This is a genomic window from Paraburkholderia bannensis NBRC 103871, assembly GCF_000685015.1.
In the GTDB taxonomy this organism is placed as follows: Bacteria; Pseudomonadota; Gammaproteobacteria; order Burkholderiales; family Burkholderiaceae; genus Paraburkholderia; species Paraburkholderia bannensis.
In genome coordinates this window covers 462,352-488,329 of sequence record NZ_BAYA01000004.1, presented here as the reverse complement: position 1 = coordinate 488,329, position 25,978 = coordinate 462,352, and the positions used below count along the sequence as shown (strand labels likewise).

General features: G+C 63.2%; 19 protein-coding genes. 1 reads left to right on the top strand and 18 read right to left on the bottom strand.

Annotation, left to right across the window (positions count from 1 at the left end):
* Positions 1-38: 38 nt before the first annotated feature.
* The 3 genes from putA to hemE all read right to left on the bottom strand — a co-directional run bounded on the left by putA (position 39) and on the right by hemE (position 8,383).
* Positions 39-3,977, bottom strand: coding sequence for a trifunctional transcriptional regulator/proline dehydrogenase/L-glutamate gamma-semialdehyde dehydrogenase (gene putA / locus BBA01S_RS08255; RefSeq protein ID WP_027816010.1), 3,939 nt, complete (start codon positions 3,975-3,977; stop codon positions 39-41).
* Between the two features lie 599 nt (positions 3,978-4,576).
* Positions 4,577-6,856: a primosomal protein N' gene (locus BBA01S_RS08250; RefSeq protein WP_027816009.1), complete on the bottom strand. Its 2,280-nt coding sequence runs from the start codon at positions 6,854-6,856 to the stop codon at positions 4,577-4,579.
* A gap of 438 nt (positions 6,857-7,294) precedes the next feature.
* The gene (gene hemE / locus BBA01S_RS08245) at positions 7,295-8,383 is read right to left on the bottom strand and encodes a uroporphyrinogen decarboxylase (protein ID WP_027816008.1); all 1,089 of its coding nucleotides are present in this window, start codon (positions 8,381-8,383) and stop codon (positions 7,295-7,297) included.
* Positions 8,384-8,599: 216 nt separating this feature from the next.
* Here hemE and BBA01S_RS08240 point away from each other — a divergent pair, with 216 nt between their 5' ends.
* Positions 8,600-9,400, top strand: coding sequence for a transporter substrate-binding domain-containing protein (locus BBA01S_RS08240; protein ID WP_027816007.1), 801 nt, complete (start codon positions 8,600-8,602; stop codon positions 9,398-9,400).
* A gap of 753 nt (positions 9,401-10,153) precedes the next feature.
* Here the strand turns inward: BBA01S_RS08240 and BBA01S_RS08235 are convergent.
* The 15 genes from BBA01S_RS08235 to mnmG all read right to left on the bottom strand — a co-directional run bounded on the left by BBA01S_RS08235 (position 10,154) and on the right by mnmG (position 25,905).
* The gene (locus BBA01S_RS08235; RefSeq protein ID WP_042296373.1) at positions 10,154-11,905 is read right to left on the bottom strand and encodes an AMP-binding protein; all 1,752 of its coding nucleotides are present in this window, start codon (positions 11,903-11,905) and stop codon (positions 10,154-10,156) included.
* Between the two features lie 334 nt (positions 11,906-12,239).
* Entirely contained in the window at positions 12,240-12,665 is a 426-nt protein-coding gene (locus BBA01S_RS08225; protein WP_042296371.1) for a F0F1 ATP synthase subunit epsilon, read from the bottom strand.
* Positions 12,666-12,744: 79 nt separating this feature from the next.
* Positions 12,745-14,139, bottom strand: coding sequence for a F0F1 ATP synthase subunit beta (gene atpD / locus BBA01S_RS08220; RefSeq protein WP_027816004.1), 1,395 nt, complete (start codon positions 14,137-14,139; stop codon positions 12,745-12,747).
* A gap of 86 nt (positions 14,140-14,225) precedes the next feature.
* Positions 14,226-15,110 carry a F0F1 ATP synthase subunit gamma gene (gene atpG / locus BBA01S_RS08215; RefSeq protein ID WP_027816003.1) on the bottom strand — a complete coding sequence of 295 codons (885 nt, stop codon included), beginning with the start codon at positions 15,108-15,110 and terminating at the stop codon, positions 14,226-14,228.
* An 84-nt stretch (positions 15,111-15,194) separates the two neighbouring features.
* Complete coding sequence (atpA, locus tag BBA01S_RS08210; RefSeq protein WP_027816002.1) at positions 15,195-16,736, bottom strand: F0F1 ATP synthase subunit alpha; 1,542 nt, start codon at positions 16,734-16,736, stop codon at positions 15,195-15,197.
* Positions 16,737-16,803: 67 nt separating this feature from the next.
* Positions 16,804-17,343: a F0F1 ATP synthase subunit delta gene (locus BBA01S_RS08205; RefSeq protein WP_027816001.1), complete on the bottom strand. Its 540-nt coding sequence runs from the start codon at positions 17,341-17,343 to the stop codon at positions 16,804-16,806.
* Between the two features lie 2 nt (positions 17,344-17,345).
* Positions 17,346-17,816, bottom strand: a complete 471-nt coding sequence (locus tag BBA01S_RS08200) for a F0F1 ATP synthase subunit B (protein WP_027816000.1) — start codon at positions 17,814-17,816, stop codon at positions 17,346-17,348.
* Positions 17,817-17,951: 135 nt separating this feature from the next.
* The gene (gene atpE / locus BBA01S_RS08195; RefSeq protein WP_027815999.1) at positions 17,952-18,230 is read right to left on the bottom strand and encodes a F0F1 ATP synthase subunit C; all 279 of its coding nucleotides are present in this window, start codon (positions 18,228-18,230) and stop codon (positions 17,952-17,954) included.
* A 74-nt stretch (positions 18,231-18,304) separates the two neighbouring features.
* Positions 18,305-19,156 carry a F0F1 ATP synthase subunit A gene (gene atpB / locus BBA01S_RS08190; protein WP_027815998.1) on the bottom strand — a complete coding sequence of 284 codons (852 nt, stop codon included), beginning with the start codon at positions 19,154-19,156 and terminating at the stop codon, positions 18,305-18,307.
* Positions 19,157-19,352: 196 nt separating this feature from the next.
* A complete protein-coding gene (locus BBA01S_RS08185) occupies positions 19,353-19,964 on the bottom strand; it encodes an ATP synthase subunit I (RefSeq protein WP_084161965.1) in 612 nt (203 codons plus the stop codon).
* 297 nt (positions 19,965-20,261) lie between these two features.
* Positions 20,262-21,389, bottom strand: a complete 1,128-nt coding sequence (locus BBA01S_RS08180; RefSeq protein WP_027815996.1) for an SLC13 family permease — start codon at positions 21,387-21,389, stop codon at positions 20,262-20,264.
* A 50-nt stretch (positions 21,390-21,439) separates the two neighbouring features.
* The gene (locus BBA01S_RS08175; protein WP_027815995.1) at positions 21,440-22,327 is read right to left on the bottom strand and encodes a ParB/RepB/Spo0J family partition protein; all 888 of its coding nucleotides are present in this window, start codon (positions 22,325-22,327) and stop codon (positions 21,440-21,442) included.
* 19 nt (positions 22,328-22,346) lie between these two features.
* A complete protein-coding gene (locus tag BBA01S_RS08170; protein WP_027815994.1) occupies positions 22,347-23,117 on the bottom strand; it encodes a ParA family protein in 771 nt (256 codons plus the stop codon).
* Between the two features lie 119 nt (positions 23,118-23,236).
* Positions 23,237-23,935 carry a 16S rRNA (guanine(527)-N(7))-methyltransferase RsmG gene (gene rsmG / locus BBA01S_RS08165; protein WP_027815993.1) on the bottom strand — a complete coding sequence of 233 codons (699 nt, stop codon included), beginning with the start codon at positions 23,933-23,935 and terminating at the stop codon, positions 23,237-23,239.
* A complete protein-coding gene (gene mnmG / locus BBA01S_RS08160) occupies positions 23,932-25,905 on the bottom strand; it encodes a tRNA uridine-5-carboxymethylaminomethyl(34) synthesis enzyme MnmG (protein ID WP_027815992.1) in 1,974 nt (657 codons plus the stop codon). The genes rsmG and mnmG overlap by 4 nt, the downstream gene beginning before the upstream one ends.
* Between the last annotated feature and the right edge of the window lie 73 nt (positions 25,906-25,978).

Genomic DNA, 25,978 nt, shown 5'->3' with positions numbered 1-25,978 from the left:
CTTCCTTGTCTTGAGACGACCGACAGTATGGACTGTGCTTAACCGATCGTCATCAGATTTGCATTGCCGCCAGCCGCAGCGGTATTCACGCTCACCGAACGCTCCGTGAGCAGTCGTTCGAGTGCGTAATCTTCGTCGCCATTGGCGAGCGCGTGTGCCGCCACGCCTTGCACCGACACGATCGGGCCAGCACGTTTAGCCACTTCCTTCACGAGGCCGAGCAGCTCGTCACTGTCGCCTTCGAACAGCACTGCGTCGAAGTCGGCATCAGCCGTTTTCTTGATCGCGACGTGTGCCTTGAGCGATGCGGGCAGCGCATTCACCAGCGCTTCACCCGCCGCGCCCTGGAACAGCGCACGATTGCCCGTTGCCAGAACGACGGCGAGTTGCGCACGTGCACCCGTCGGCGTCGAGGCCACGCACAGCACCGTGCCGCGCGCCGACAGCGTGTAGGTGTTGCGCTCGCCAGTCGGGCCAGCGAGCACCGCCGTTGCGCCTGCCAGCACGTATTGCAGATAGCCGTCGCAACGCGCTGCGAGTGCTGGTTCGCGCTCGCTGATGAGCCAGTCGCGCAGCGTCGTGAGATTCGCGTGCGCCGAATTGCCCGAAGCGTCGCCTTGCGGCTGGTCGACGATCAGCGAATCGGACAGCGACTTCGGCAGACCGGCCGGACGCTTGGCGAGCAGGCGCTGCAGATAAAGCGCACCACCGGCCTTCGGGCCCGTGCCCGACAGACCTTCGCCTCCGAACGGCTGCACGCCGACCACCGCGCCGATCACGTTACGGTTCACGTAGATGTTGCCCACATGTGCGCGGCCAACGACGTGCGCGATGGTTTCGTCGATACGCGTGTGGATGCCGAGCGTGAGGCCATAGCCCGTTGCGCGGATCTGTTCGAGCAGCTTGTCGAGCTGGCTGCGGCGATAGCGGATCACGTGCAGCACCGGGCCGAACACTTCGCGCTTGAGTTCGTCGAGGCTCTCGATTTCGATCAGCGTCGGCGGCACGAAGGTGCCCTTCGCGCAGTCGTCGCCCATCGCCATTTGCAGAACCTTGCGGCCCTTCTCACGCATCGTGGCCACGTGGCCATCGATGCCGCGCTTGGCGTCGGCGTCGATCACCGGGCCGACGTCGGCGGACAGGCGATCGGGGTTGCCCACCGCCAGTTCCTGCATCGCGCCCGTGAGCATTTCGAGCGTGCGATCGGCCACGTCATCTTGCAGGCACAGCACGCGCAGTGCCGAGCAGCGCTGGCCTGCCGAGTCGAATGCGCTTTGCAGCACGTCGGCGACGACCTGTTCCGCGAGCGCCGACGAATCGACGATCATCGCGTTCTGGCCGCCGGTTTCGGCGATCAGCGGGATCGGACGGCCGTCCGAATCCAGACGCTGCGACAGCGTCTTGTTGATGAGGCGAGCGACTTCCGTCGAGCCGGTGAACATCACAGCACGCGTGCGTGCATCGGCAACCAGCGCTGCGCCCACGGTTTCGCCGTCGCCCGGCAGCAGTTGCACGGCGCCTGCGGGCACGCCCGCTTCGCGCAGGATGCGCACGGCTTGTGCGGCAATCAGCGGCGTCTGCTCAGCGGGTTTCGCGAGCACGGTGTTGCCAGCGGCGAGCGCGGCGGCCACCTGGCCCATGAAGATCGCCAGCGGGAAGTTCCACGGGCTGATACAGACGACCGGGCCGAGCGGGCGATGCGTGTCGTTCGAGAATTCCTCGCGGATCTGCGTCGAGTAGTAGCGCAGGAAGTCGATGGCTTCGCGGATTTCGGCGATGGCGTTCGGCAGCGACTTGCCTGCTTCGCGCACGATCAGGCCCATCAGCGTATGCATCTGCGCTTCGAGCAGATCGGCGGCGCGCGACAGGCAATCGGCGCGCGCTTCCACGGGCGTGGCTTGCCAGATCGGCGCAGCGGCCACGGCGTGCGAGAGCGCGGCGCTCACGTGCTCGCTCGTGGCTTCCACCACGGTGCCCACCAGATCACGGAGATCGGACGGGTTGCGCACGTCGCGCGCGACGCCATCGGCGATATCGATATCGGCGAGCATCGGCGCAGCGCGCCACGGATGATGCGCGCTTGCCAGCAGCGCCGACGACAGCGACGCGAGACGATGTTCGTTCGAAAGATCGAGGCCCATCGAATTCAGGCGCTCGCTGCCATAGAGTTCGCGCGGCAGCGGGATCTTCGTGTGCGGCGCGCCCAGCGGCACGACCTTCGCGGCATCGTCCACCGGGTTCGTGACGAGTTCCGCGACCGGCACGGTTTCATCGGCGATGCGGTTCACGAACGAGGTGTTTGCGCCGTTTTCGAGCAGGCGGCGCACGAGGTACGCGAGCAGCGTTTCGTGTGTGCCGACCGGCGCGTACACGCGGCACGGACGGTTCAGCTTGCCTTGCGCGAGCGGGCCGGTGACTTCTTCGTACAGCGGCTCGCCCATGCCGTGCAGGCACTGGAATTCGTACTGGCCAGGGTAGTAGTTGTTGCCCGCGAGGTGATAAATCGCAGCCAGCGTGTACGCGTTGTGCGTGGCGAACTGCGGATACACCGCGTCCGGCGCGCCCAGCAGCTTCTTCGCGCAGGCGAGGTACGAGACGTCGGTGTAGATCTTGCGCGTGTAGACCGGATAGCCTTCGAGGCCATCGACCTGCGCACGCTTGATTTCCGTATCCCAGTACGCGCCCTTCACGAGACGCACCATGATGCGGTGACGGCTGCGGCGCGCCAGATCGACGATGTAGTCGATCACGAACGGGCAGCGCTTCTGGTACGCCTGCACCACGAAGCCGATGCCGTTCCAGCCCGCCAGTTCCTGGTCGAAACACAGCGCTTCGAGCAGGTCGAGCGAGAGTTCGAGACGGTCGGCTTCTTCAGCGTCGATGTTCAGGCCGATGTCATAACGGCGCGCGAGCACAGCCAGCGCGCGCACGCGCGGCAGCAGCTCGTTCATCGTGCGTTCCTGCTGCGCGCGCGAGTAACGCGGGTGCAGCGCGGAAAGCTTGATCGAGATGCCGGGGCCTTCGTAGATGCCACGGCCGCCGGCCGCCTTGCCGATTGCGTGGATCGCCTGCTCGTAAGCGGCGTAGTAGCGCTGCGCGTCGGCTTCGGTCGTCGCGGCTTCGCCGAGCATGTCGTACGAGTAGCGGAAACCGCGTGCCTCGAACTTGCGGCTGTTGGCCAGCGCTTCGGAAATGTTTTCGCCGGTGACGAACTGCTCGCCCATCAGGCGCATCGCCATGTCCACGCCCTTGCGGATCAGCGGCTCGCCGCCCTTGCCGATCATGCGCGTGAGCGCCGACGACAGGCCGGTTTCGCTATTCGTCGTCACCAGCTTGCCGGTGATCATGAGGCCCCACGTAGCGGCGTTCACGAACAGCGACGGCGCGTGCCCGACGTGCGACTTCCAGTCGCCCTTGCTGATCTTGTCGCGGATCAGCGCGTCACGGGTGGCGCGGTCGGGAATGCGCAGCAGCGCTTCGGCCAGGCACATCAGCGCCACGCCTTCCTGGCTCGACAGCGAGAACTCGTGGATCAGGCCTTCCACACCGCCGCCGGTGCGCTTGGCGCGCAGCGTCTCGACCAGCTTCGTGGCCAGCTTCGTGACGTCGCCGGTCAGGTTGGCGGGCAGGCGCGCTTCGCCGATCAGGAACGGCACGCACTCCGGTTCCGGGCGGCGGTACGCGGCGGTGATGGCCGCGCGCAGCACCGACTGCGGTTGCACGTTCTGGGCGAATTCGAGGAACGGGTGCGACGCGTACTCGTCGGGGCCGTCGGCGGTTGCGCCATCGGCCAGATCGGCGGCGCTCACGTGGCCGTTCAGTTCCGGCGGCAGCTGGCCGTGCTCGATCTTTTCGAGGTACGCGAAGATGGCTTGCTTGATGAGCCAGTGCGGGGTGCGCTCAAGGCGCGTTGCGGCATCTTTGAGCCGCGAGCGGAGGAGGTCGTCGACCTTAACGCCAAGGGTGGTGCTAGCCATGATTCCTTCGTATGCCGGCTGACCCGCACCGGCCAAAGACTAAAAAGTTGGCGAATCGTACCCCTCCCAAAAAAAAGGTGCAACCAATTTCGCGGATCGGTTGCACCCCGCCGAAAGCCCCGTGCAGCCTGGATTTGCGGCCGGTAGCGGCCCTCGGGGCGGGCGCAGGTTGCGCTCGGTATTTTCCCTGGGCGTGAATCTTTTTTGTCACCCTGTTCAAAACGCATCGTTTGCCGATATACAGGCATAACGGGGAGCCGGTCAGTCCGGCGCGAGGACCAAAAAATGGAAAAGTGGATGGTGGTGGCAGGTGTGTGGAGCATGTGCGCTGTGTGCGCCGTGCTGTTTATCCGGGGCGCGGCCGCAACGGCGTCCCGACGCGTCCGTGTGGCGCAACCTGAGAGCGGCGAAGCGGCCCACGCGGCCCAGCGCTGAAGCGTCGCCAGCGGGCCGCCCTTCGTCGTCTGGCGCGGCTTCGCGGCGACTAGCCGCAAGAATGGTGCAGTCCGGCGCATCGGCCATTGCCAGGGCCATCGCACCGGGAGCCCGTCTTGAGGGCGCATCGCGCGCCCTGCTCAGTCCATCGAGCGCTTCACTGCTCAGATATCGAGCGGATCGACTTCGAGATTCCAGCGCAGCACGCCGCGCAAGCCGCGCAGCGTGGGCAGCCACGCCCGCAACGTGGCCTGGAGCGCGGCGCGCGAGCCGCTCTCCACGAGCAGTTGCGCCCGATGGACGTTCATCACTTTCACGATCGTCAGCGGCACCGCGTCGTAGGCCATCACGCGCGACGCCGTGGGCATCGTCGTGAGCGCCTGCGCGGCTTCGGCGAGGAACGCCAGGGCCGCTTCCAGCGTGCGCCCTTCTGCGCGCAGCAAAGCCTGATAGACGAACGGCGGCAGGTGCGCGTCCCTGCGCTCCGCGATCTGCGAATTCGCGAAACCCACGTAATCGTGGCGCGCCAGCGCGTGATAGATCGCGTGGCGCGGATAGCGCGTCTGCACCATCACCTCGCCGGCCAGCCCGGCGCGGCCCGCGCGGCCGCTCACCTGCATGAGCTGCGCGAACAGGCGCTCGCTCGCGCGAAAGTCGTGCGAGAACAGTGCGTTATCGGCGTTCATCACCCCCACCAGCGAGACGCGCTGGAAGTCGTGCCCCTTGGCGACCATCTGCGTGCCGACGAGGATATCGACCTCGCCCGCGTGCACGTCCGAAAAGAGCGCCTGCGCGCTGCCCTTGCGGCGCGTGCTGTCGGCGTCGATGCGCAGCACCCGTGCGCCCGGCACCGCGCTCGCGAGCGCTTCTTCGATGCGTTGCGTGCCCCGGCCCATCGGCGCGATATCGACATTGCCGCAGTCCGGGCACGAATGCGGAATGCGCGATTCCCAGCCGCAGTGGTGGCAGCGCAGCGCGCGCTCGGGCTTGTGCAGCACCACGTAGGCGCTACAGCGCGGGCAGCCCGCCACCCAGCCGCAGGCGTCGCACGAGAGCACCGGCGCATAGCCGCGCCGGTTCAGGAAGATGAGGCTTTGCTCGCCGCGTTCGAGCCGGGCTTTCATCGCCGCGATCAGCGGGCCGGACAGCCCTTCGAACGACGCACGGCCACGGCGGCGCTCCTCCTCCAGGTCGATCAGCTTGACGGTGGGCAGCACGGCGGTGGCCACGGCGCGGCGCGACAGCGTGAGCCGCGTATAGCGCCCCTGCTCGGCCTGCCACCAGCTTTCCAGCGAGGGCGTCGCCGATCCCAGCACGACCGGCAATTCGAGCTGCTTGGCGCGCCACACGGCCAGATCGCGCGCCGAGTAGCGCAGCCCTTCCTGCTGCTTGTAGGCGGGATCGTGCTCTTCGTCGACCACCAGCATCGCCAGCCGCGGCAACGACGCCATTACGGCCAGCCGCGTGCCCAGCACGATGCGCGCACGGCCCGTGTGGGCGGCGAGCCAGTGACGCGCGCGCTCGCCTTCGGCAAGCCCGCTGTGCAGCGTGACGATGGCGTCGTCGGGCAGCACGCCCGCGAAACGCGTGCGGAAAGCCGCTTCGAACTGCGGCGTCAGATTGATTTCGGGGACGAGGACGAGCGCCTGGGCGCCGGGTTCGCGCTCAAGCAAACCGGCGAGCGCGCGCAGGTAGACCTCGGTCTTGCCGCTGCCCGTCACGCCGTGCAGAAGGAACGGCGCGAAGCCGCGCGATTCGAGGATTGCCTCTACGGCTTCGGCCTGCTCGTCGCTCAGTTGGTGCAGTGCGACTTGCGTACTGGATTGCGCGGCCGCGTCGGTAGTTTTTGCGGCCACGTTCGCGTGCGCCTGCGCCGCGCCGAACTCGACGCACTCGTACTCGACCCAGCCCGCTTCGCACCAGGATTCAAGCGTCGCAGCGGCCTTCGGATGCAGCGCGCGGGCGTCGGCCAGATCCAGCGCGCCGGCGGCCACCAGCGCCTCGGCGAGCCGTCGCAAGGCCTGCGCGCGTGCGGGCAGCGCATCGGGCAACGCCTCGCGTCCGGCAGGCAGCACGCGATAGCGCTCCTCGGGTGCGAGGAGGCGCGCCCAGCGCGCCGGATCGCGCAGCGCCTGCGGCAACGCGGGCAGCGCGACTTCACCGAGTCCGCGCTGGTAGTAATCGGCGGCAAAACCCACCAGCGCGAGCCATTGTTCCGACAGCGGCGGGCACGACGCGCAGACGGCACTCACGTCGCGCAGCTTGTTCGCCGGCACGTCACTGTGAGTGCTCACTTCGAAGATCAGGCCCACCGCCTCGCGCCGGCCAAATGGCACGCGCACCAGCATGCCGGGTTGCGGCGCTGGCGCATCGGGCGGATAGCGATAGTCGTAGAGCGCGGTCAGTGGATGGTCGAGCGCCACGCGCACGAAGCACGGCGTCATGCGCTACCCCATTGCCGACGACGCGTGGACAGTGCGCTGGCGCACGGACGGGCGAACTTCAAGCAGAACGTCACTTGTCGCGCTAAGTTTTGGATTCCGCTGAACAATCGCGCTCCGCGCCGACGCGCCTGTGGATAACTTTGTTAAGAACTTGGCTTGAGCGCCCGGCTGTCCGCCTGACGACGTCATTATGTGGGACACCGCACAAATGGCCGTGGAGCGGCGAAAGCCTTATCTGTCAAGGGTCTGATTAATTGTTCACAGCCCTTGATATCGCCCTGCGGCAATTTTTCCCTGTTGCGCGCCGCAACGAGACAAGTGTGTATAAGTCAAGTCTTGACAGCGGCGCGATGGCGTCTGGATGGCCTGTTGCGCCGCACGCGTCCCTGATGCCGAGAGCCCAGCTCGCTGCGGCGCAACAAAAAATTCACACTGAATTCACCCTGCCGCGTGCAGTGCGCGGCTGTGGCGATGCACCTCGTCGACCAGCTCAGCGACGCTTTCAGGCGGCGTGAACTGCGAGATGCCGTGGCCCAGGTTGAAGACATGGCCGGGGTGCGCGCCAAAGCTGTCGAGCACCGCACGCGCCTGTTCGCGGATCGCCGCAGGCGAAGCGAACAGCACGTTCGGGTCGAGGTTGCCTTGCAGCGCCACGCGGTCGCCCACACGCTCGCGCGCGCGGCCGAGGTTGACCGTCCAGTCGAGGCCAACCGCATCGACGCCGGTTTCCGCGATTTCGTCGAGCCACAAGCCACCGCCCTTCGTGAAGGTGATGACGGGCACGCGCTCGCCGTCATGTTCGCGCTTGAGTTGCGCGACCACGCGGCGGATGTACTGGAGCGAGAAGCGCTGATAAATACCATCGGCGAGCGCCCCGCCCCACGTATCGAAAATCATCACGGCCTGCGCGCCCGCTTCGATCTGCGCGTTCAGGTAGGCCGCCACGGCCTGCGCGTTGACTTCGAGGATGCGCGTCATCAGATCCGGGCGCGCGTAGAGCATCGACTTCACGGTGCGGAAATCGTCCGAGCCGCCGCCTTCGACCATGTAGCACGCGAGCGTCCACGGGCTGCCCGAGAAACCGATCAGCGGCACGCGCTGGCGCCCCTGGCCGTCGGTGAGCGCACGGCGGATTTCGCGCACGGCGTCGGTCACATAACCGAGCGTCGCGCCGATGTCAGGCACCGCGAGCTTCGCGACGTCTTCCTCGGTGCGCACCGGGTGCGCGAACTTCGGCCCCTCGCCCTGCTGGAACGACAGGCCCAGACCCATCGCGTCGGGAATCGTGAGGATGTCCGAGAACAGGATCGCCGCGTCGAGCGGATAGCGCTCCAGCGGCTGCAGCGTCACTTCGGTCGCGTAGTCGGGATTCTTCGCCAGGCCGAGAAAACTGCCTGCGCGGCTGCGCGTGGCGTTGTACTCCGGCAGGTAGCGGCCCGCCTGGCGCATCAGCCAGATCGGCGTGTACTCGGTCGGCTGGCGCAGCAAGGCGCGCAGGAAGGTGTCGTTCAGAAGAGTATGGGCCACGTGCGGAGGGCGCTTGCGCGCTAGATTCGGAAGCAGTCGGTCATTTTACCGGAGCTACCGCCGGCGCATGGCCCTGATGGCCGGGATAAGCGCAGTTGGCGCGCTGGCCTATCCGGAGTGTCCATGGTTATCGCGGGTGCGCACGCGGCATAAGATCGGCGATCAGTGCGCTTTAAAAACGTCGATATCAACCTCGCGCACGTGGAGACATCCGCTATGAAAAAGAACAGGATCGCCGCGGCTTGCTCGCTGCTTTGCATTGGTGTTGCGGCGCTGGCCGTCACGCCGTCCGCCTTTGCCGAAAGCGCTGCGCCTGCCTCGCGGCTTGACGACGTGATCGCGCGCGGCACGCTGCGCGCCTGCACGACCGGCGACTACAAGCCGTATTCGTTCTACAAACAGGACGGCACGTTCGAAGGCATCGACATCGACATGACCGAGTCGCTCGCGAAGTCGCTGGGCGTGAAGGCCGAGTTCGTGAAGACCACGTGGTCGAACCTGATGAACGATTTCCTCGCGAAGTGCGACGTCGCGGTGGGCGGCGTGTCCACGTCGCTCGAACGACAGAAGCGCGCGTTCTTCACCGAGCCGTATCAGGTCGACGGCAAGACGCCGATTGTGCGTTGCGACGACGTCAGCAAGTACCAGAGCGTTGCGCAGATCGACCAGCCCGCGACGCGTGTCATCGTGAATCCCGGCGGCACGAACGAGCGCTTCGCGAAGCAGTTCTTCACGCACGCGAACATCACCGTCTATCCCGACAACGTGACGATCTTCAAGCAGATCCTCGCAGGCAAAGCCGACGTGATGGTGACCGACGCCTCTGAAACGCTCCTGCAACAAAAGCTCAATCCAGGCCTTTGCTCCGTGCATCCCGACAAGCCGTTCCAGTACGGCGAGAAAGCATGGATGGTGCCGCGCGGCGATGTCGTCTTCCAGCAATACGTCGACCAGTGGCTGCATCTCCTGCGCGCGAGCGGCGAGTACCAGGCAATCTCGGACAAGTGGCTCAAGTGATTTCCAGTGCATCGATCATGCACAAGCGCTGCGTTTCGCAGCGCGACATCATTCGTTAAACCATATGACGAGTTGCAACCACTCGTTGCAATTGGGTATGACGAATCCTTGCATCGCACACATGAATGCGAACGTGAATGCCCGCTGCATCTGCGCTATGCGTAGGGCGTTTCATGTGACGTATCGCGCGTTTCGCCCATATTGCGGGGCTTTCATCATGCACGCGGAATGGCGCGCTGCAATGTGCTTTTTTAAGGCCTGCCAGCGCATTAAATTGCAGGTAAAAATGACTTCCGCAAAACGATCAGGATGGCAAAAAATCCCGCGGAGCCTTATAGGACGGGCGTTACAACCTGAAACACTTTGTTACCGCCAAGGTTCATTAATTCGCCCACAATGCCTTCAACGGTTTCAACACGGATGTGGCTCGGTGCAAAGTGTGAGCGGACACGATCACCGGCCGGTCGGCAGCATGCCGAAGCCCTTGCTTAAGGGGCATCCCTGCTGGAGCCGTGACCGGCGTTTTATACGTTTCTAGCCGGCTCCTCCTTTGGTCTCCTCGCGCTAACCCCGTAGCGTGTGGTTTTTAGCGGGCTCCAGGCCCGCTTTTTTTTCGTCCGCAGTTTCCCCACCCCATCGTTTCAGCGCCATCTGTCGATGCGATTCGACGCATTGGCAACGCCATCATTGCGAGCTTTGGCTTGAATGGGCTGACTTTATTGCCAGCCCATTCTTTCGGCATCCCGATTAATTTCAGGCGGTCTTCTGCTCGCTGATCTTGAGTTCGTCGATCATGCGCGCGCGCATTACGAACTTCTGCACCTTGCCGGTCACCGTCATCGGCAGCTCATCGACGAAACGGATGTACTTCGGGATCTTGTAGTGCGCAATCTGCCCCTGGCAGAACGCCTGGATCTCCTCGGCCGTCGCGCCTTCGCCGGGACGCAGCACGATCCACGCGCACACTTCCTCGCCATACTTCGCATCGGGTACGCCAAATACCTGCACCGACTGCACCTTCGGATGGCGGAACAGGAACTCCTCGATTTCGCGCGGATAGATGTTCTCGCCGCCGCGGATCAGCATGTCCTTGAGGCGCCCGACGATGTTGCAGTAGCCCTCGGCGTCGAGCGTTGCAAGGTCGCCTGTATGCATCCAGCCATCGACGATCGACTCGGCCGTTTTGGCGTCGTCGCCCCAATAGCCGCGCATCACCGAATAGCCCTTCGTGCAAAGCTCGCCGGTTTCGCCCACGGGCACGATGTTGCCCAGCGCATCGACGATCTTCACTTCCAGGTGCGGCTGGATGCGTCCCACCGTGGTCGTGCGCTTGTCGAGCGGATCGGTGGTCGCGCTCTGGAACGACACGGGGCTCGTCTCCGTCATGCCGTAGGCGATGGTGATTTCCGCAAGATGCATCTTCGAGACCACGCGCTTCATCGTTTCGATCGGGCACGGCGAGCCCGCCATGATGCCGGTGCGCAGGCGCGAGAGATCGAAGCTCGCGAAGTCGGGATGATCGAGTTCGGCGATAAACATGGTCGGCACGCCGTGCAACGCGGTGCAGCGCTCGTCGGAAACGGCCTCAAGCGTCGCGCGCGGATCGAAAGCCTCGCCAGGAAACACCATGTTCGCGCCCACCGAAACGCACGCCAGCACCGCGAGCACCATGCCGAAGCAGTGATAAAGGGGCACCGGAATGCAGAGCGAATCCTCTTCGGTCAGGCGCATCGCCATGGCGATGAAGCGCCCGTTGTTGAGCACGTTGCGATGCGTGAGCGTTGCGCCCTTCGGGTTGCCCGTGGTGCCGCTCGTGAACTGGATGTTGATGGGATCGTCGGGGCTCAGCGTCGCACCGATCGCCTCCAGCTCACCCTTGCCTGTTTGCGCGAGCCGCTCGCGGCCCTGCTCGATCACGTCGCTGAAATTGAGCATGCCGGGCGTATCGGTGTCGCACATGCGGATCACCGCGCGTAGCTCCGGCAGCTTCGCCGCATGGAGGTCGCCCGGCGTCGCGTGCGCGAGTTCGGGCGCGAGCGCCTGCAGCATCTCCAGATACTTCGAGGTCTTGAAACTCTGCGCCGCGACGATGGCCTTGCAGCCCACCTTGTTCAGCGCGTATTCGAGTTCGGCGAGCCGGTACGCCGGGTTGATGTTGACCAGCACCGCGCCAATACGCGCCGTCGCGAACTGCGTGAGCAGCCATTCCACGCGATTAGGCGACCAGATGCCGACACGATCGCCGGGCTCGATGCCGAGCGCGAGAAAGCCCGCTGCCAGCACGTCCACTTCGTCGGCGAACTCGCGCCACGTCCAGCGGATACCCTGCTCGCGAAACACAACGGCCGGACGTTCGGGAAAGCGCTGCGCGGTGTCGAGCAAGAACACGCCGATGGTCGCGTCGCTCAGAGGCGTGGCGGTGCTGCCGCGCACGTAGGAAAGCCCGTCCTTCGGCGCGATGAGCGCTTCGCGCGGGGCGTTCGCTGCGGCTGCGTCGATTGCCATGGTGGCTGTCTCCTGGGATTGTCGTTCCCGTTTGAAATCGATTTGAAATTCATTGTGCCACCGCCCTTGAGGCCAGCAGCATCAAGTTTTACCCGCAGCGCGTCCTTTGCCGGACGGCCTGCGAATCGCGTCGGTCAAGAAAGTCGGCGCCGGACACGAAGGCATGATTTCGCATTACCTTTCCGTAAACGTCAAGTGATTTTCCGATGTCGCTCCAAAGTTGGCCCGAAAGCCCGGGAAGTCCCTGAAATGCGTGGGCGAAAAAAAACGGGCTCCCGTTGGGGAGCCCGTTTCAAGCGACCAGCGTGCGCCCGAAGGGCACGCATTCGCGTATTTAGTGCTGGTTCATCTTGCGCAGGCGCTGGATCGCCGCGAGTTGCGCCACTGCGTAGGCCAGTTCAGCCTGCGCCGTAGCGTACTCGAGGTTCGAACCGGCGTTCTGCAGCGCCTCTTCGGCGCGCTTGCGCGCTTCGGCGGCCTTCGCTTCGTCGAGATCCTTGCCGCGGATCGCGGTGTCGGCGAGCACCGTCACGGCGCCCGGCTGCACTTCGAGAATGCCGCCTGCGACGAACACGAACTCTTCGTCGCCGTTTTCGGCCACGATGCGCACCGCACCCGGACGGATCCGCGTGATGAGCGGCGTGTGGCCCGGCAGAATGCCCAGCTCGCCGGCTTCACCCGGAAGCGCGATGAACTTCGCCTGGCCGTTGAAGATGCTCTCTTCGGCGCTGACGACGTCTACCTTGATGGTTGCTGCCATATGTGTCGACTCCTTGGGGATTAATTGGCTGCTGTAGCGAACAGGCCGCATGACCTGTTCGCACTTAGGCAACTAACCCTTACTGGATCTTCTTGGCCTTTTCGAAGGCTTCGTCGATCGTGCCGACCATGTAGAACGCCTGCTCCGGCAGGTGATCGCATTCGCCATCGACGATCATCTTGAAGCCACGGATCGTTTCCTTCAGCGGCACGTACTTGCCCGGCGAGCCCGTGAAGACTTCCGCGACGTGGAACGGCTGCGACAGGAAACGCTGGATCTTACGAGCGCGCGCAACCGCGAGCTTGTCTTCCGGCGCCAGTTCGTCCATGCCCAGAATCGCGATAATGTCGCGCAGTTCCTTGTAGCGCTGGAGCGTCTGCTGCACGCGGCGCGTGATCGAGTAGTGCTCTTCACCGATGACGTTCGGGTCGATCTGACGCGAGGTCGAGTCGAGCGGATCGACTGCCGGGTAGATACCCAGCGAAGCGATGTCACGCGACAGAACGACGGTTGCGTCAAGGTGGCCGAAGGTCGTAGCCGGCGACGGGTCGGTCAAGTCGTCCGCAGGGACGTACACGGCCTGAACCGACGTAATCGAGCCCTTCTTGGTCGACGTGATGCGCTCTTGCAGCTTGCCCATTTCTTCAGCCAGCGTCGGCTGATAGCCCACTGCCGACGGCATACGGCCGAGCAGTGCCGACACTTCCGTGCCAGCCAGCGTGAAACGGTAGATGTTGTCGACGAAGAACAGAACGTCGAGGCCTTCGTCACGGAAGTGCTCAGCCATCGTCAGACCGGTCAGCGCGACGCGCAGACGGTTGCCCGGCGGCTCGTTCATCTGGCCGTAGACCAGCGCGACCTTGTCCAGGACGTTCGAGTCCTTCATTTCGTGATAGAAGTCGTTCCCTTCGCGGGTACGCTCGCCAACACCGGCGAACACGGAGAAACCACCGTGTTCCTTAGCGATGTTGTTGATCAGTTCCATCATGTTGACGGTCTTGCCCACACCGGCGCCACCGAACAGGCCAACCTTACCGCCCTTTGCGAACGGGCAGATCAGGTCGATAACCTTGATGCCGGTTTCGAGCAGTTCAGCCGACGGCGACAGTTCGTCGAATGCCGGAGCCTTCTGGTGGATCGAACGCGTCGTTTCGCTGACGATCGGGCCAGCTTCGTCGATCGGGCGACCGAGCACGTCCATGATACGGCCGAGCGTCGGCTTGCCGACCGGCACGCTGATGGGCTTGCCCGTGTTCTTCACCATCGTGCCGCGGCGCAGGCCGTCGGACGCACCCAGACAGATCGTACGGACAACGCCGTCGCCGAGCTGCTGCTGCACTTCCAGGGTCAGTTCCGACCCGTCGAGAATCAGCGCGTCGTAGATCTTCGGCATGTGTTCACGCGGGAATTCCACGTCGATCACCGCGCCGATGCACTGTACGATCTTGCCTTCTACCAAAGCAGTTGTACTCATCGATTTTCCTTTAGATACCTGAATTCTTCACTCGCCTACCGGATACACCGGCGCGGTTTCGCAATCGGTTCGCGTCTATGCGTCGATCAAACGGCTGCTGCGCCGCCGACGATTTCCGAAAGTTCCTTCGTAATCGCGGCCTGGCGGCTCTTGTTGTACGAGAGCTGCAGTTCGTTGATGACCGTCTTCGCGTTGTCCGACGCTGCCTTCATCGCGACCATACGTGCGGACTGCTCCGACGCCATGTTTTCAGCCACGGCCTGATAGACCAGTGCTTCGACATAGCGAACCAGCAGTTCGTCCACGACGGTTTGCGCGTCCGGCTCGTAGATGTAGTCCCATTGCGACTTCGGCGTCGCGCCATCGTCTTCACCAGCGGCCAGGCGCTCGTTCGACAGCGGCAGCAGTTGCTCGATCACCGGCTCCTGCTTCATCGTGTTGACGAAGCGGGTGTACGCCAGGTAAACCGCCGAGATCTTGCCTTCCGAGTACTGGTCGAGCTGCACCTTGATGGCGCCGATCAGCTTTTCGAGGTGAGGCGTGTCGCCGAGTTGCACGACGTTCGAGACGACCTTTGCGCGCAGACGGTTCAGGAAACCGAGGCCCTTCGCGCCGATCGCAGTTGCCTCGATCGACTTGCCGGACGCTTCCAGTTCCTTGAACTTTTGCAGCGTCGCGCGCAGCACGTTGGTGTTCATCCCGCCGCACAGACCCTTGTCGGTCGTGACGAGAATCACGCCAGCGACCTTCGCATCGTTGTTTTCCACCATGAACGGGTGGCGATACTCGGGGTTCGCACGGCTCATGTGCGCAGCGATGTCGCGGACCTTGTCGGCATACGGGCGAGCAGCGCGCATGCGCTCCTGGGCGCGGCGCATCTTCGATGCCGCGACCATTTCCATCGCCTTGGTGATCTTGCGCGTGTTTTGCACGCTCTTGATCTTGCCGCGAATTTCCTTCATTCCAGCCATTGCTTGCTCCTTTGTCGACCTGAGTCAGCGCTAGAACGCCGACTCAGGCCCCAGTCCGTTTATCTAGATTGATTCCCGGACGGATCAGTATGCGCCGGACTTCTTGAAGTCCTTGAGAGCGGCGTGGAGCGCGTTCTCGTCGTCCTTCGACAGGTCCTTCTTGTCCTCGATGCGCGCGACGAGGTCGGCGTGCTTCGACTTCAGGTATTCGCGCAGGCCCTTTTCGAACGGCAGGACTTCGGCAACGTCGATGTCGTCGAGGTAGCCGTTGTTCGCCGAGAACAGCGCCACAGCCAGTTCCCAGACTTGCAGCGGCTGGTACTGGGGCTGCTTGAGCAGTTCGGTGACGCGGCGGCCGCGCTCGAGCTGCTTGCGGGTCGCTTCGTCGAGGTCCGATGCGAACTGGGCGAATGCCGCCAGTTCACGGTACTGCGCGAGGTCGGTACGGATACCGCCCGACAGCTTCTTGATGACCTTGGTCTGAGCCGCACCGCCAACACGCGACACCGACACGCCGGCGTTGATTGCCGGGCGGATGCCTGCGTTGAACAGGTCGGTTTCCAGGAAGATCTGGCCGTCGGTAATCGAGATCACGTTCGTCGGAACGAATGCGGTCACGTCGCCAGCTTGCGTTTCGATGATCGGCAGTGCCGTCAGCGAACCCGTCTTGCCCTTGACTTCACCGTTCGTGAACTTCTCGACGTAGTCGGCCGACACGCGTGCAGCGCGCTCAAGCAGACGCGAGTGGAGATAGAACACGTCGCCGGGGTAAGCTTCGCGGCCCGGCGGGCGGCGCAGCAGCAGCGAGATCTGACGGTATGCCCAGGCTTGCTTGGTCAAATCGTCATAAATGATCAGGGCGTCCTGGCCGCGATCGCGGAAGTATTCGCCCATCGTGCAGCCGGCGTACGGTGCGAGGTACTGCAGCGCAGCCGATTCCGAAGCCGAAGCAGCGACCACGATCGTGTACTCGATCGCGCCCGTTTCTTCGAGCTTGCGCAGCACGTTCTGGATCGACGAAGCCTTCTGACCGATGGCGACGTAGATACAGATGAGATCCTTGCCCTTCTGGTTGATGATCGTGTCGACGGCCACTGCGGTCTTGCCGCACTGACGGTCGCCGATGATCAGCTCACGCTGGCCACGGCCGATCGGCACCATTGCGTCGATCGACTTCAGACCGGTTTGCACCGGCTGCGACACGCCTTCACGCCAGATCACGCCCGGAGCGATCTTTTCGATCGCGTCGGTCGCCTTGGCGTTGATCGGGCCCTTGCCGTCGATCGGGTTGCCGAGCGGATCGACCACGCGGCCGATCAGTTCCGGGCCAACCGGGACTTCCAGAATGCGGCCCGTCGTCTTGACGATGTCGCCTTCCGAAATGTGTTCGTATTCACCGAGAATCACGGCGCCGACCGAGTCACGCTCGAGGTTCAGCGCGAGACCGAAGGTGTTGCCCGGGAATTCGAGCATTTCGCCTTGCATCACGTCCGACAGGCCGTGGATGCGCACGATGCCGTCGGTCACGGAGATCACGGTGCCCTGGTTGCGAACGTCTGCGCTCGCTTCAAGGCCCTGGATCCGGCTCTTGATCAGCTCGCTGATCTCAGAGGGATTGAGTTGCATTATTCGCTCCTGATGTTCAATTCTGTTGCGTGCCAGCCGCCACGCCCGATCCTTTGGATCGAGGCGTTCAGGCGGTCAGAGCCGACTGCATGCTGGCGAGCCGCGCGCGGACCGAGGTATCGAGCACTTCGTCGCCGACCGTGACGCGTACGCCGCCGATGAGCGACTTGTCGATCTCGACGGTCGGCTTCAGCTTGCATTTGAACTTGCGTTCGAGGCTGGCGACGAGTTCGTCCAGTTGCGCGCCTTCGAGCGGGAACGCGCTGACGATCAGCGCGTCAGCTGCACCGGCCTTGGCGTTCTTGAGCGCTTCGAACTGCGTGTGGATTTCCGGCAGCAGTTCCAGGCGGTGATTCGCGACCAGCATCTGCACGAGGTTTTTGGCCTCGGCCGAATCCTTGAGCGGGGACTTCACCGCCGCGAGCAGCAGCTCGACGACCTGGGCATGGCTGACTTTCGGGCTCGACGCGACCGACATCACGTCGGGCACGGACGCAACCTGTGCCAGCTCCGTAACGAGCGTGGACCAGGCAGCGAGGTCCCCTGCTTCGGCTACGCCAAAGAGGGCTTCTGCGTACGGGCGGGCGATGGTTGCAAGTTCGGCCATGATCAGAGCTCGGCTTTCAGTTGATTCAGCAGTTCGGCATGAGCCGACTGATCGACTTCGCGCTTCAGGATCTGTTCAGCGCCTTGCACGGCGAGAGCGGCGACTTCGGCGCGCAGTGCTTCGCGAGCCTTGACCACCTGCTGGTCTGCGTCCGCCTTCGCCGTAGCGATGATGCGGGCCGCTTCAGCTTGCGCCTGGGCCTTGATTTCTTCTGCGACAGCCAGTGCACGCTTCTCAGCGTCGGCAATACGGCTTTGGCCCTCGTTACGGGCCGAAGCGAGTTCTTCGCCTACGCGCTTGTGCGCCGCTTCGAGTTCCTGCTTACCCTTTTCAGCAGCCGCGAGGCCGTCAGCGATCTTCTTCGAGCGCTCGTCGAGGGCGTTGATCAACGGCGGCCACACGAACTTCATCGTGAACCACGCGAGGATCAGGAACACGACCATTTGCGCAAACAGGGTTGCGTTGAGATTCACGGTGTTTCCTTAATCAGCTATTCCGGGGAATTGAAACGGCAAGGCGCTCATCGGTTGTGAAACTCGATCAGCGCCTCGTCACCCGTTCCGCTCTGCGCCATTCCGTTATAGGTCAGGCGCATCCTTCCAGGGAACTTAGCCCGCGACCGCGGCGAGCTTCGACAGCAGCGGGTTCGCGAACGCGAACAGCATTGCAACACCAACACCGATCAGGAACGCTGCATCGATCAGACCAGCCAGCAGGAACATCTTCGTTTGCAGCGGGTTCATCAGTTCAGGCTGACGTGCGCACGCTTCGATGTACTTGCCGCCCATCAGGCCGATACCGATACAGGCGCCAATTGCACCCAGGCCGATGATGATGCCGATACCGATGGCCGTGAAACCCTGGATGTTGGCGATGAAAGCTTGCATGATCACTCCTTTGTGAGATTTTCTGGAACTGGGGATTTGAAACTTAAAACTGCAATTCTTGGTTCGACTGCCGCTTAGTGGCTGTCGTGTGCCTGGCCGATATACACCAGCGTCAGCATCATGAAAATGAACGCTTGCAGCAGGACGATCAGAATGTGGAAGATCGCCCAGACGCTACCTGCAATCACGTGGCCGATGAAGCCAAGCACCGTCGTGTCCGCACCGAAGGTCCAGAGACTGCCCAGCAGGGCGATCAGCAGGAACAGCAGTTCGCCTGCATACATGTTGCCGAACAACCGCAGGGCGAGCGAAACCGTCTTGGCGACGAACTCGATGATGTTAAGTGCAAGGTTCGGGATCCACAGCAGCGGGTGCGAGCCGAACGGAGCCGACAGCAGCTCGTGAGCGAAGCCGCCAGGACCCTTGATCTTGAGGTTGTAATAGATCATCAGCACGAACACGCCGAGCGCGATGCCGAACGTGCCGTTGAGGTCGGCGGTCGGGACGATACGCTGGTGCGGCAGTGCTTCGGACAGACCCAGCCAGCCGATCACGCGGCCCGGCAGGTCGACGGGGATGAAGTCGAGACAGTTCATCAGTGCAACCCAGACGAACACGGTCAGGGCGAGCGGCGCGATGAACTTACGATTGCCGTGGATGATGGACTTCGACTGGTCTTCGACCATTTCGACCAGCATCTCGATAGCGCACTGGAAGCGGCCCGGAACACCCGAGGTCGCACCGCGCGCTGCGAGACGCAGCAGGAAAATGGTCACGAGGCCGCAGAGAATCGACCAGAACAGCGTGTCGATGTTCCAGACGTGAAAATCGACGATCGACGTCTGATGCGAGGTGGAAAAGTTCTGCAAGTGGTGCGCAATGTACTCTGACGGATCCAGAGCGCGCGTGCCTTCGCTAGCTGCCATATCGTTAAAAGCCACCCAAATTGTCGAAAATCGGTTCCGGCCGCGCCCGCAATGCTGTATTGCGGGAACGCACCGCCGCGGAGTAAGTCTTATCTCCGCATGTGTCGCCTACGCGCAGTCCAACCGTGCACCGCTTCGATCGCCTCGACGCCTTCTACGTTGGCTACGTAGTGGGCGGCGCGATGTCGGCAGTGGGTCAGCGCAACGCGAGCGCGATCCAGTATGTCTTTAGTGCGATCAGGTACGTGACAAGCAACGGAATCCACTGCACGTCGTGATACCCAAACGCGATGGCGACGAACATCGCTATCGTCGCCCCCATCTTGAATGCTTCGCCGAGCACCCAGTTGAACACGGTCGCTGCACGGCTCAACTGCTTGAGGCGCGCCGCGAACAGCGCACCAGGCACCCAGCAGATCGCTCCGCCCAGAAATGCCGATAACGCAACGGCATTCGGCGCATGCACACCCGGCGGCTTATAAAACAGCCACCAGACCAGCGTAGCAACCAGGGACAAAACTACTTGCGCCGCCACGACACGAAAAGGTGTGACGCGGGAGGGGCGACTCACCTGTGCGCCGAAGATCTGCTCGGCTTCGGCCCGGGTGAGCGGAACGATGTCGTTGTTATCTTGCTGGTCGGCGTCCCACTCTGCGTTGTGGTCAGTGCCTGCGGCACCCACTCGCACAGTGGCGTCTGCTGCTTCCGGTTTCACATCCTGCCCCCGGCGGGATGTTTCGTTCTTGCGTTGCGGACCTTCGGGCCCTTCATGCGCCTGCGGCGCTTCGTCTGGCCTCTGACCCACCATCGTTTGATTCCGGATATTTGCCTTGCACGCGCTTTCTTGCAACGTGCTTACAGCATCGCCAACCAAATAAATCCGGGCGATTGTAAGCGATAGTTGCAGCCAATTCAAGACTTTAGCCCGCTCAATAACACCCGTGAAATGCTACTCCATCATGCGGAAAACACGCCATTACTCCGGGGGTAACGGAAACTGTAAGGCGGTGTCCTGCACGCGGTCTGCACTCAGGAGAGCCAGGCAAAACGGGGCGCGATTTTACCGTGGAACGGCGTCTGTGTCGCCGCTCTTGTCGTATTTCCGTCAGAAAAAAGACAATAAAGCTGCGCCGCCCAATACCGCAATTAACCAGAACGGTATGGAGATGAGGTGGAACGGCAGCCACACGCCACGCTCGCCCGACAGGCGCACGGCAATCAGGTTCGCCAGCGAGCCGATGGCGACACCAAAGCCCCCCACACTGACGCCGAAGGCGAGCGCACGCCAGTCGTGTGTGAAGCCCGCAAGCACGATTGCGGCGGGAACGTTACTGATAGCTTGCGACAGTACGGCGCCTGCGGCATAAGCGCGCAGTGGCGTCTGTAACGCGAGATCGGCGAGCGCGTGATGGATCATCGGCAATGCGGCAGCGCTTCGCAAAACGACGAACATCAGGACGAAGATCAACAAAAGCAGCCAGTCGATCTTCAAAACGATGCGCGCACGCCACAGCAAAAAGCCCGCCCCTACTCCGGCCAACGCAATGCCGGCACGATGCGCGTCGGCGAGCAGCACAAAGCCGACGAACAACACAGCGGCGACACCGGCCAACGCGCGATCGACGGGATGTTCGTCGGCGTCCTGGGTGAGGTCGAGTTGCTGCGGCTTGAACAGAAACGCCGCGAGCACGAACAGCAGCGCCATCAGCAACGCGCACAACGGCGCGAGCGCGGCGACGAACTGTCCGAACGACGCGCCGCTCAGTTGCCAGAGAAACAGGTTTTGCGGATTGCCGAGCGGCGTCAGCACCGAGCCCGCATTCACGGCCAGCGCAATCATGATGATGAGACGCTTGAGCGGCAGCGGCGTGAGCTGGTTCAGCGAGAGCACGAGCGGCACCACGACAAAAAGCGCCACGTCGTTCGTGACAATCGTCGAAAGCGCGGCCGCGAGCCCGATCAGCAGGAACGCGAGCGCGCGTTCCGAGCGGATCCGGTGCACCAGCCGATGCGCAGTCCAGGTCAGGAATCCTGAATATTCCAGCGCCTTGGTCAGGATCAGCAAACCGGCGAGCGTCATCACCGTTTGCCAGTCGACCAGCGCAGGCAGCCTGGACAAAGGCTGCGGTGCGAAAACCTGGAGCAGCACCAGCGCGACGACGAGAATCGACAGCACCGGTTCGCCGAGCATGAACGCGCCGACCCGCCGCAGCAGGCTCGGCGTCGCGTTCATGGAGCCGCGCTTCGCGGCATCGGATTCTCGCACCGGGAGCGCGTGGCGCGTCAGACTGCGGCTTCGCCGCGCAGGCGCAGCAGAATGCCCTCGAGAGAATCGAGGTCGCCGAAATCGACGGTCAACTGTCCGCGACCGCGGCGGCCAACCTTGATCTTCACCGTGGCGGCCAGGAGGTCAGACAACTCCTCTTCGAGACGGCGCGTGTCACGGCCACCATCCTGTGCGACTTTCGCCTTGACCGTGGGAACGGCTTTGGTTGTGGCCGCAACGAGTTTCTCCGTTTCACGCACCGACAGGCGTCGATTGACCACCTGATGCGCGAGCTGAACCTGCGTGGCCGCATCCACCGCGAGCAGCGCGCGTGCATGCCCCATGTCGAGATCGCCCGCAAGCAACATCGTCTGCACCGCCGTCGCCAGGTTCAGCAGGCGCAGCAGGTTCGACACGGCGCTGCGCGAACGCCCTACCGACTCCGCCGCCTGTTCGTGCGTGAAATTGAATTCGTCGAGCAGGCGCTGGATACCCTGCGCCTCTTCGAGCGGATTCAGGTCTTCGCGCTGGATGTTCTCGATCAGCGCCATTGCGGCGGCGGCCTGATCGGGCACGTCCTTCACGAGCACCGGCACTTCCGTCAGCCCCGCGATGTTCGCGGCGCGGAAGCGTCGCTCGCCCGCGATGATCTCGTAACGATCCGCTCCGATCGGACGCACGAGAATCGGCTGCATCAGTCCCTGCGCACGAATGCTCGCGGCGAGTTCCTGGAGTGCGCCTTCGTCCATGCGCGTACGAGGCTGGTACTTGCCCGCCTGCATCTGCGTGAGCGGAAGCGTGTTGGGTGCGCCTTCGATCTTCACCGCTTCGGTGATGTCCGCGCTGCCGCCGAGCAATGCCTCAAGTCCTCGGCCCAATCCTTTCTTACGTGCTACTGCGTTCATCGTGCTTCCCCAGTCTGCGTCAGAGCGCGCGCACGCGCTCGATCATTTCCGCGCCGAACTGCACGTAGGCCTGCGCACCGCGCGATGCACGATCGAACACCACGCCCGGCAAGCCGTAGCTGGGTGCCTCAGCAAGACGCACGTTACGCGGGATCACTGCGTCGAACACCTTGTCGCCGAAGTGTTCCTTGAGTTGCTCCGACACCTGTTGTTGCAGCGTGATACGCGGATCGAACATCACGCGCAGCAGGCCGATGACCTTCAGGTCGCGATTCATGTTCGCGTGCACCTGCTTGATCGTGTTGACGAGATCCGAGAGACCTTCGAGCGCGAAGTACTCGCACTGCATCGGGATCACGACGCCGTGCGCAGCGCACAGGCCGTTAAGCGTGAGCAGCGAGAGCGCAGGCGGGCAATCGATCAGGACGAAGTCGTACTGATCGTCCACCTGGGCCAGCGCATTCTTCAAGCGACGTTCGCGCTGCTCGACCGAGACGAGTTCCACTTCGGCGCCGGCGAGTTCGCGGTTCGCGGGCAGCACGTCGTAGCCGACATGCTCCGGGCTCTTGCGTGCGTCAGGCACCGAGATGCCGTCGACGAGCACTTCATAAACGGTGTAGTCGCAGGCGGCCTTGTCGATGCCGCTGCCCATCGTGGCATTGCCCTGCGGGTCGAGATCGATGAGGAGGACACGCTGTCCCTGCGATGCGAGGCTCGCGGCGAGATTGACCGTTGTCGTCGTCTTGCCGACGCCGCCCTTCTGGTTCGCAACGCAGAAGATTTTTGCCATCTTGTGTGTGTCCCTTTACTGCCTAAAAGTTTGCTTACGTTAGCGCAGCCAGAACGGCTGCGCTATTCGGCCTTTCGGCCAATGCTGCTGTGTTTCTGTGACGTTGCCGTTTACCGCAATCACGCTTGCGGCAACGGCTCAACCAGGACTTCGCTGAGGTGACGCTCCGCTTCGAGCATCGGCACCGAAAGACGAATCGTCTTCACTGCGCGCGCGCCCTCAGGCAAGCGTTCGATCTCACCATCCGGGCGTACGCCCTTCATGGCCCAGATCGCGCCACCGTCCGCGACGAGGTGACGGGCCAGTGTAACGAAATCGGTGAGTTCCGCGAATGCCCGCGAGACGATCAAGTCGAATTTTTTTGGCACTTCGATGCCAGGACGCAGTGATTCCACTCGCCCCGTCACCACGGCCAGGTTCGCGAGTCCCAGTTCGGCCTTGGCCTGCGACTGGAACGCCGACTTTTTGTGCACGATGTCGTTCAGCGTCACGTGCCAGTCCGGACGTGCTATCGCCAGCACGATACCGGGCAGGCCGCCGCCCGAACCGACGTCGAGCACCGTCGCGTTTTCACGTGAAGGCAGATGCGGCAGGATCGAAAGCGAATCGAGGATGTGCTGAATCATCATCTGGCGCGGGTCGCGGATCGCCGTCAGGTTGTAGACGGCATTCCACTTCGCAAGCAGCGTGACGTAGTCCAGCAGTTGTTCGTGTTGACGCTCGGTCAGTTCGACGGAGAGCGCGGCTGCGCCCTCCTTCAGCATGTGTGCGAGACCGTCGCGATCCGCGACGCCAGGTTGTCGTGCGCGTCCCGTCATTGAGCCACCGGGTTGTTATCGCCAGCCGCTGCGGGAGCAGCAGCATCAGCCGGGTTTTGACGACGACGACCGAGGCCGCGCTTGAGATGCACCATCAGCAGCGAAATCGCAGCGGGCGTGATGCCCGAGATACGCGACGCCTGGCCGATCGTTTCCGGTCGGTGCTGGGTGAGCTTCTGGCACGCTTCGAACGACAGACCGCGCACTTCCTTGTAGTCGATGCCTTCCGGCAGGCGCGTATTTTCATGCGCGCCGTTGCGCTCGATCTCATCGGCCTGACGGTCGATGTAGCCCTGGTACTTGATGCCAATTTCGATCTGCTCCTTGATCTGGTCGAGCAGGACCGCGTCGTCAGCAAGCGGAGCATCGGGTGCGCATGCGCCTTCGCGTAGGCCGACCACACCGTCGTAGCTCACGCCAGGACGGCGCAGCAAATCGGCGAGATTGTATTCGCGGTCAATCGGCTTACCGAGCAAAGCCGTCGCCTCTTCCGCGCCCAGCGTCTTCGGGTTCACCCACGTCGACTTCAGTCGTTCGGTTTCACGTGAAACAGCGTCGCGCTTGCGGCTGAACGCGTCCCAGCGCTCGTCGTCCACGACGCCGAGTTCGCGGCCGATCTCCGTGAGACGCATATCTGCGTTGTCTTCGCGCAAGCTCAGGCGGTATTCGGCGCGGCTCGTGAACATACGATACGGCTCGGAAACGCCACGCGTCACCAGGTCGTCGACCAGCACGCCGAGGTAAGCCTGGTCGCGGCGCGGGCACCAAGCGTCCTTGCCCTGCACTTGCAGACCAGCATTGATACCGGCCAACAGACCTTGCGCTGCCGCCTCTTCGTAGCCCGTGGTGCCATTGATCTGACCCGCAAAAAACAGACCGTTGATCACCTTGGTCTCCAGCGATGCCTTCAGGCCGCGCGGATCAAAGTAGTCGTATTCGATGGCGTAGCCAGGGCGCAGGATGTGCGCGTGTTCGAGGCCGCGCATCGAGTGCACCAGCTCCAGTTGCACGTCGAACGGCAGGCTCGTGGAGATCCCGTTCGGGTAGAACTCGTTCGTCGTCAGTCCTTCCGGCTCCAGGAAGATCTGGTGCGATTCCTTAGAAGCGAAGCGATGGATCTTGTCCTCGATCGACGGGCAGTAGCGCGGCCCTACCCCTTCAATCACGCCGGTGTACATCGGCGAGCGATCCAGGCCGCTACGGATGATGTCGTGCGTGCGCTCGTTCGTGTGCGTGACCCAGCACGGAATCTGCTGCGGGTGCTGCTCAGCGCGACCGAGGAACGAGAAGACCGGCACCGGATCGAGGTCGCCCGGCTGCTCTTCGAGCACCGAGAAGTCGATCGTGCGGCCGTCGATACGCGGCGGCGTGCCCGTCTTGAGGCGGCCTTGCGGCAGCTTCAGTTCCTTCAGGCGTGCCGACAGCGTCACGGCAGCTGGGTCGCCAGCGCGGCCACCCGTGTAGTTATTGAGGCCCACGTGGATCTTGCCGTCGAGGAACGTCCCGGCGGTCAGCACCACGGCGCGCGCGCGGAAGCGCAGGCCAACCTGCGTCACCGCGCCGACCACGCGATCGCCCTCAACCATCAGGTCCTCGACGGCCTGCTGGAACAGCCAGAGATTCGGCTGATTTTCCAGGCGTCGACGGATCGCGGCCTTATAAAGGATGCGGTCAGCCTGGGCGCGCGTGGCGCGCACAGCCGGGCCCTTGGACGAGTTGAGGATGCGGAACTGGATGCCGCCCTCGTCCGTCGCTGCGGCCATGGCGCCGCCGAGCGCATCGACTTCCTTGACCAGATGGCCTTTGCCAATACCGCCAATCGACGGATTGCAGCTCATCTGACCGAGCGTCTCGATGTTGTGCGTGAGCAGAAGCGTCTTCACGCCCATGCGGGCAGCGGCAAGCGCGGCCTCGGTGCCGGCGTGACCGCCGCCGACGACGATTACGTCAAACTCAGTTGGAAAAAGCATGGCGGGGATCTCACGCACGGACGAATTGACCGCGTGAGCCTTCTCAGAAAAAGTGGTATGCGCGAATTATAAC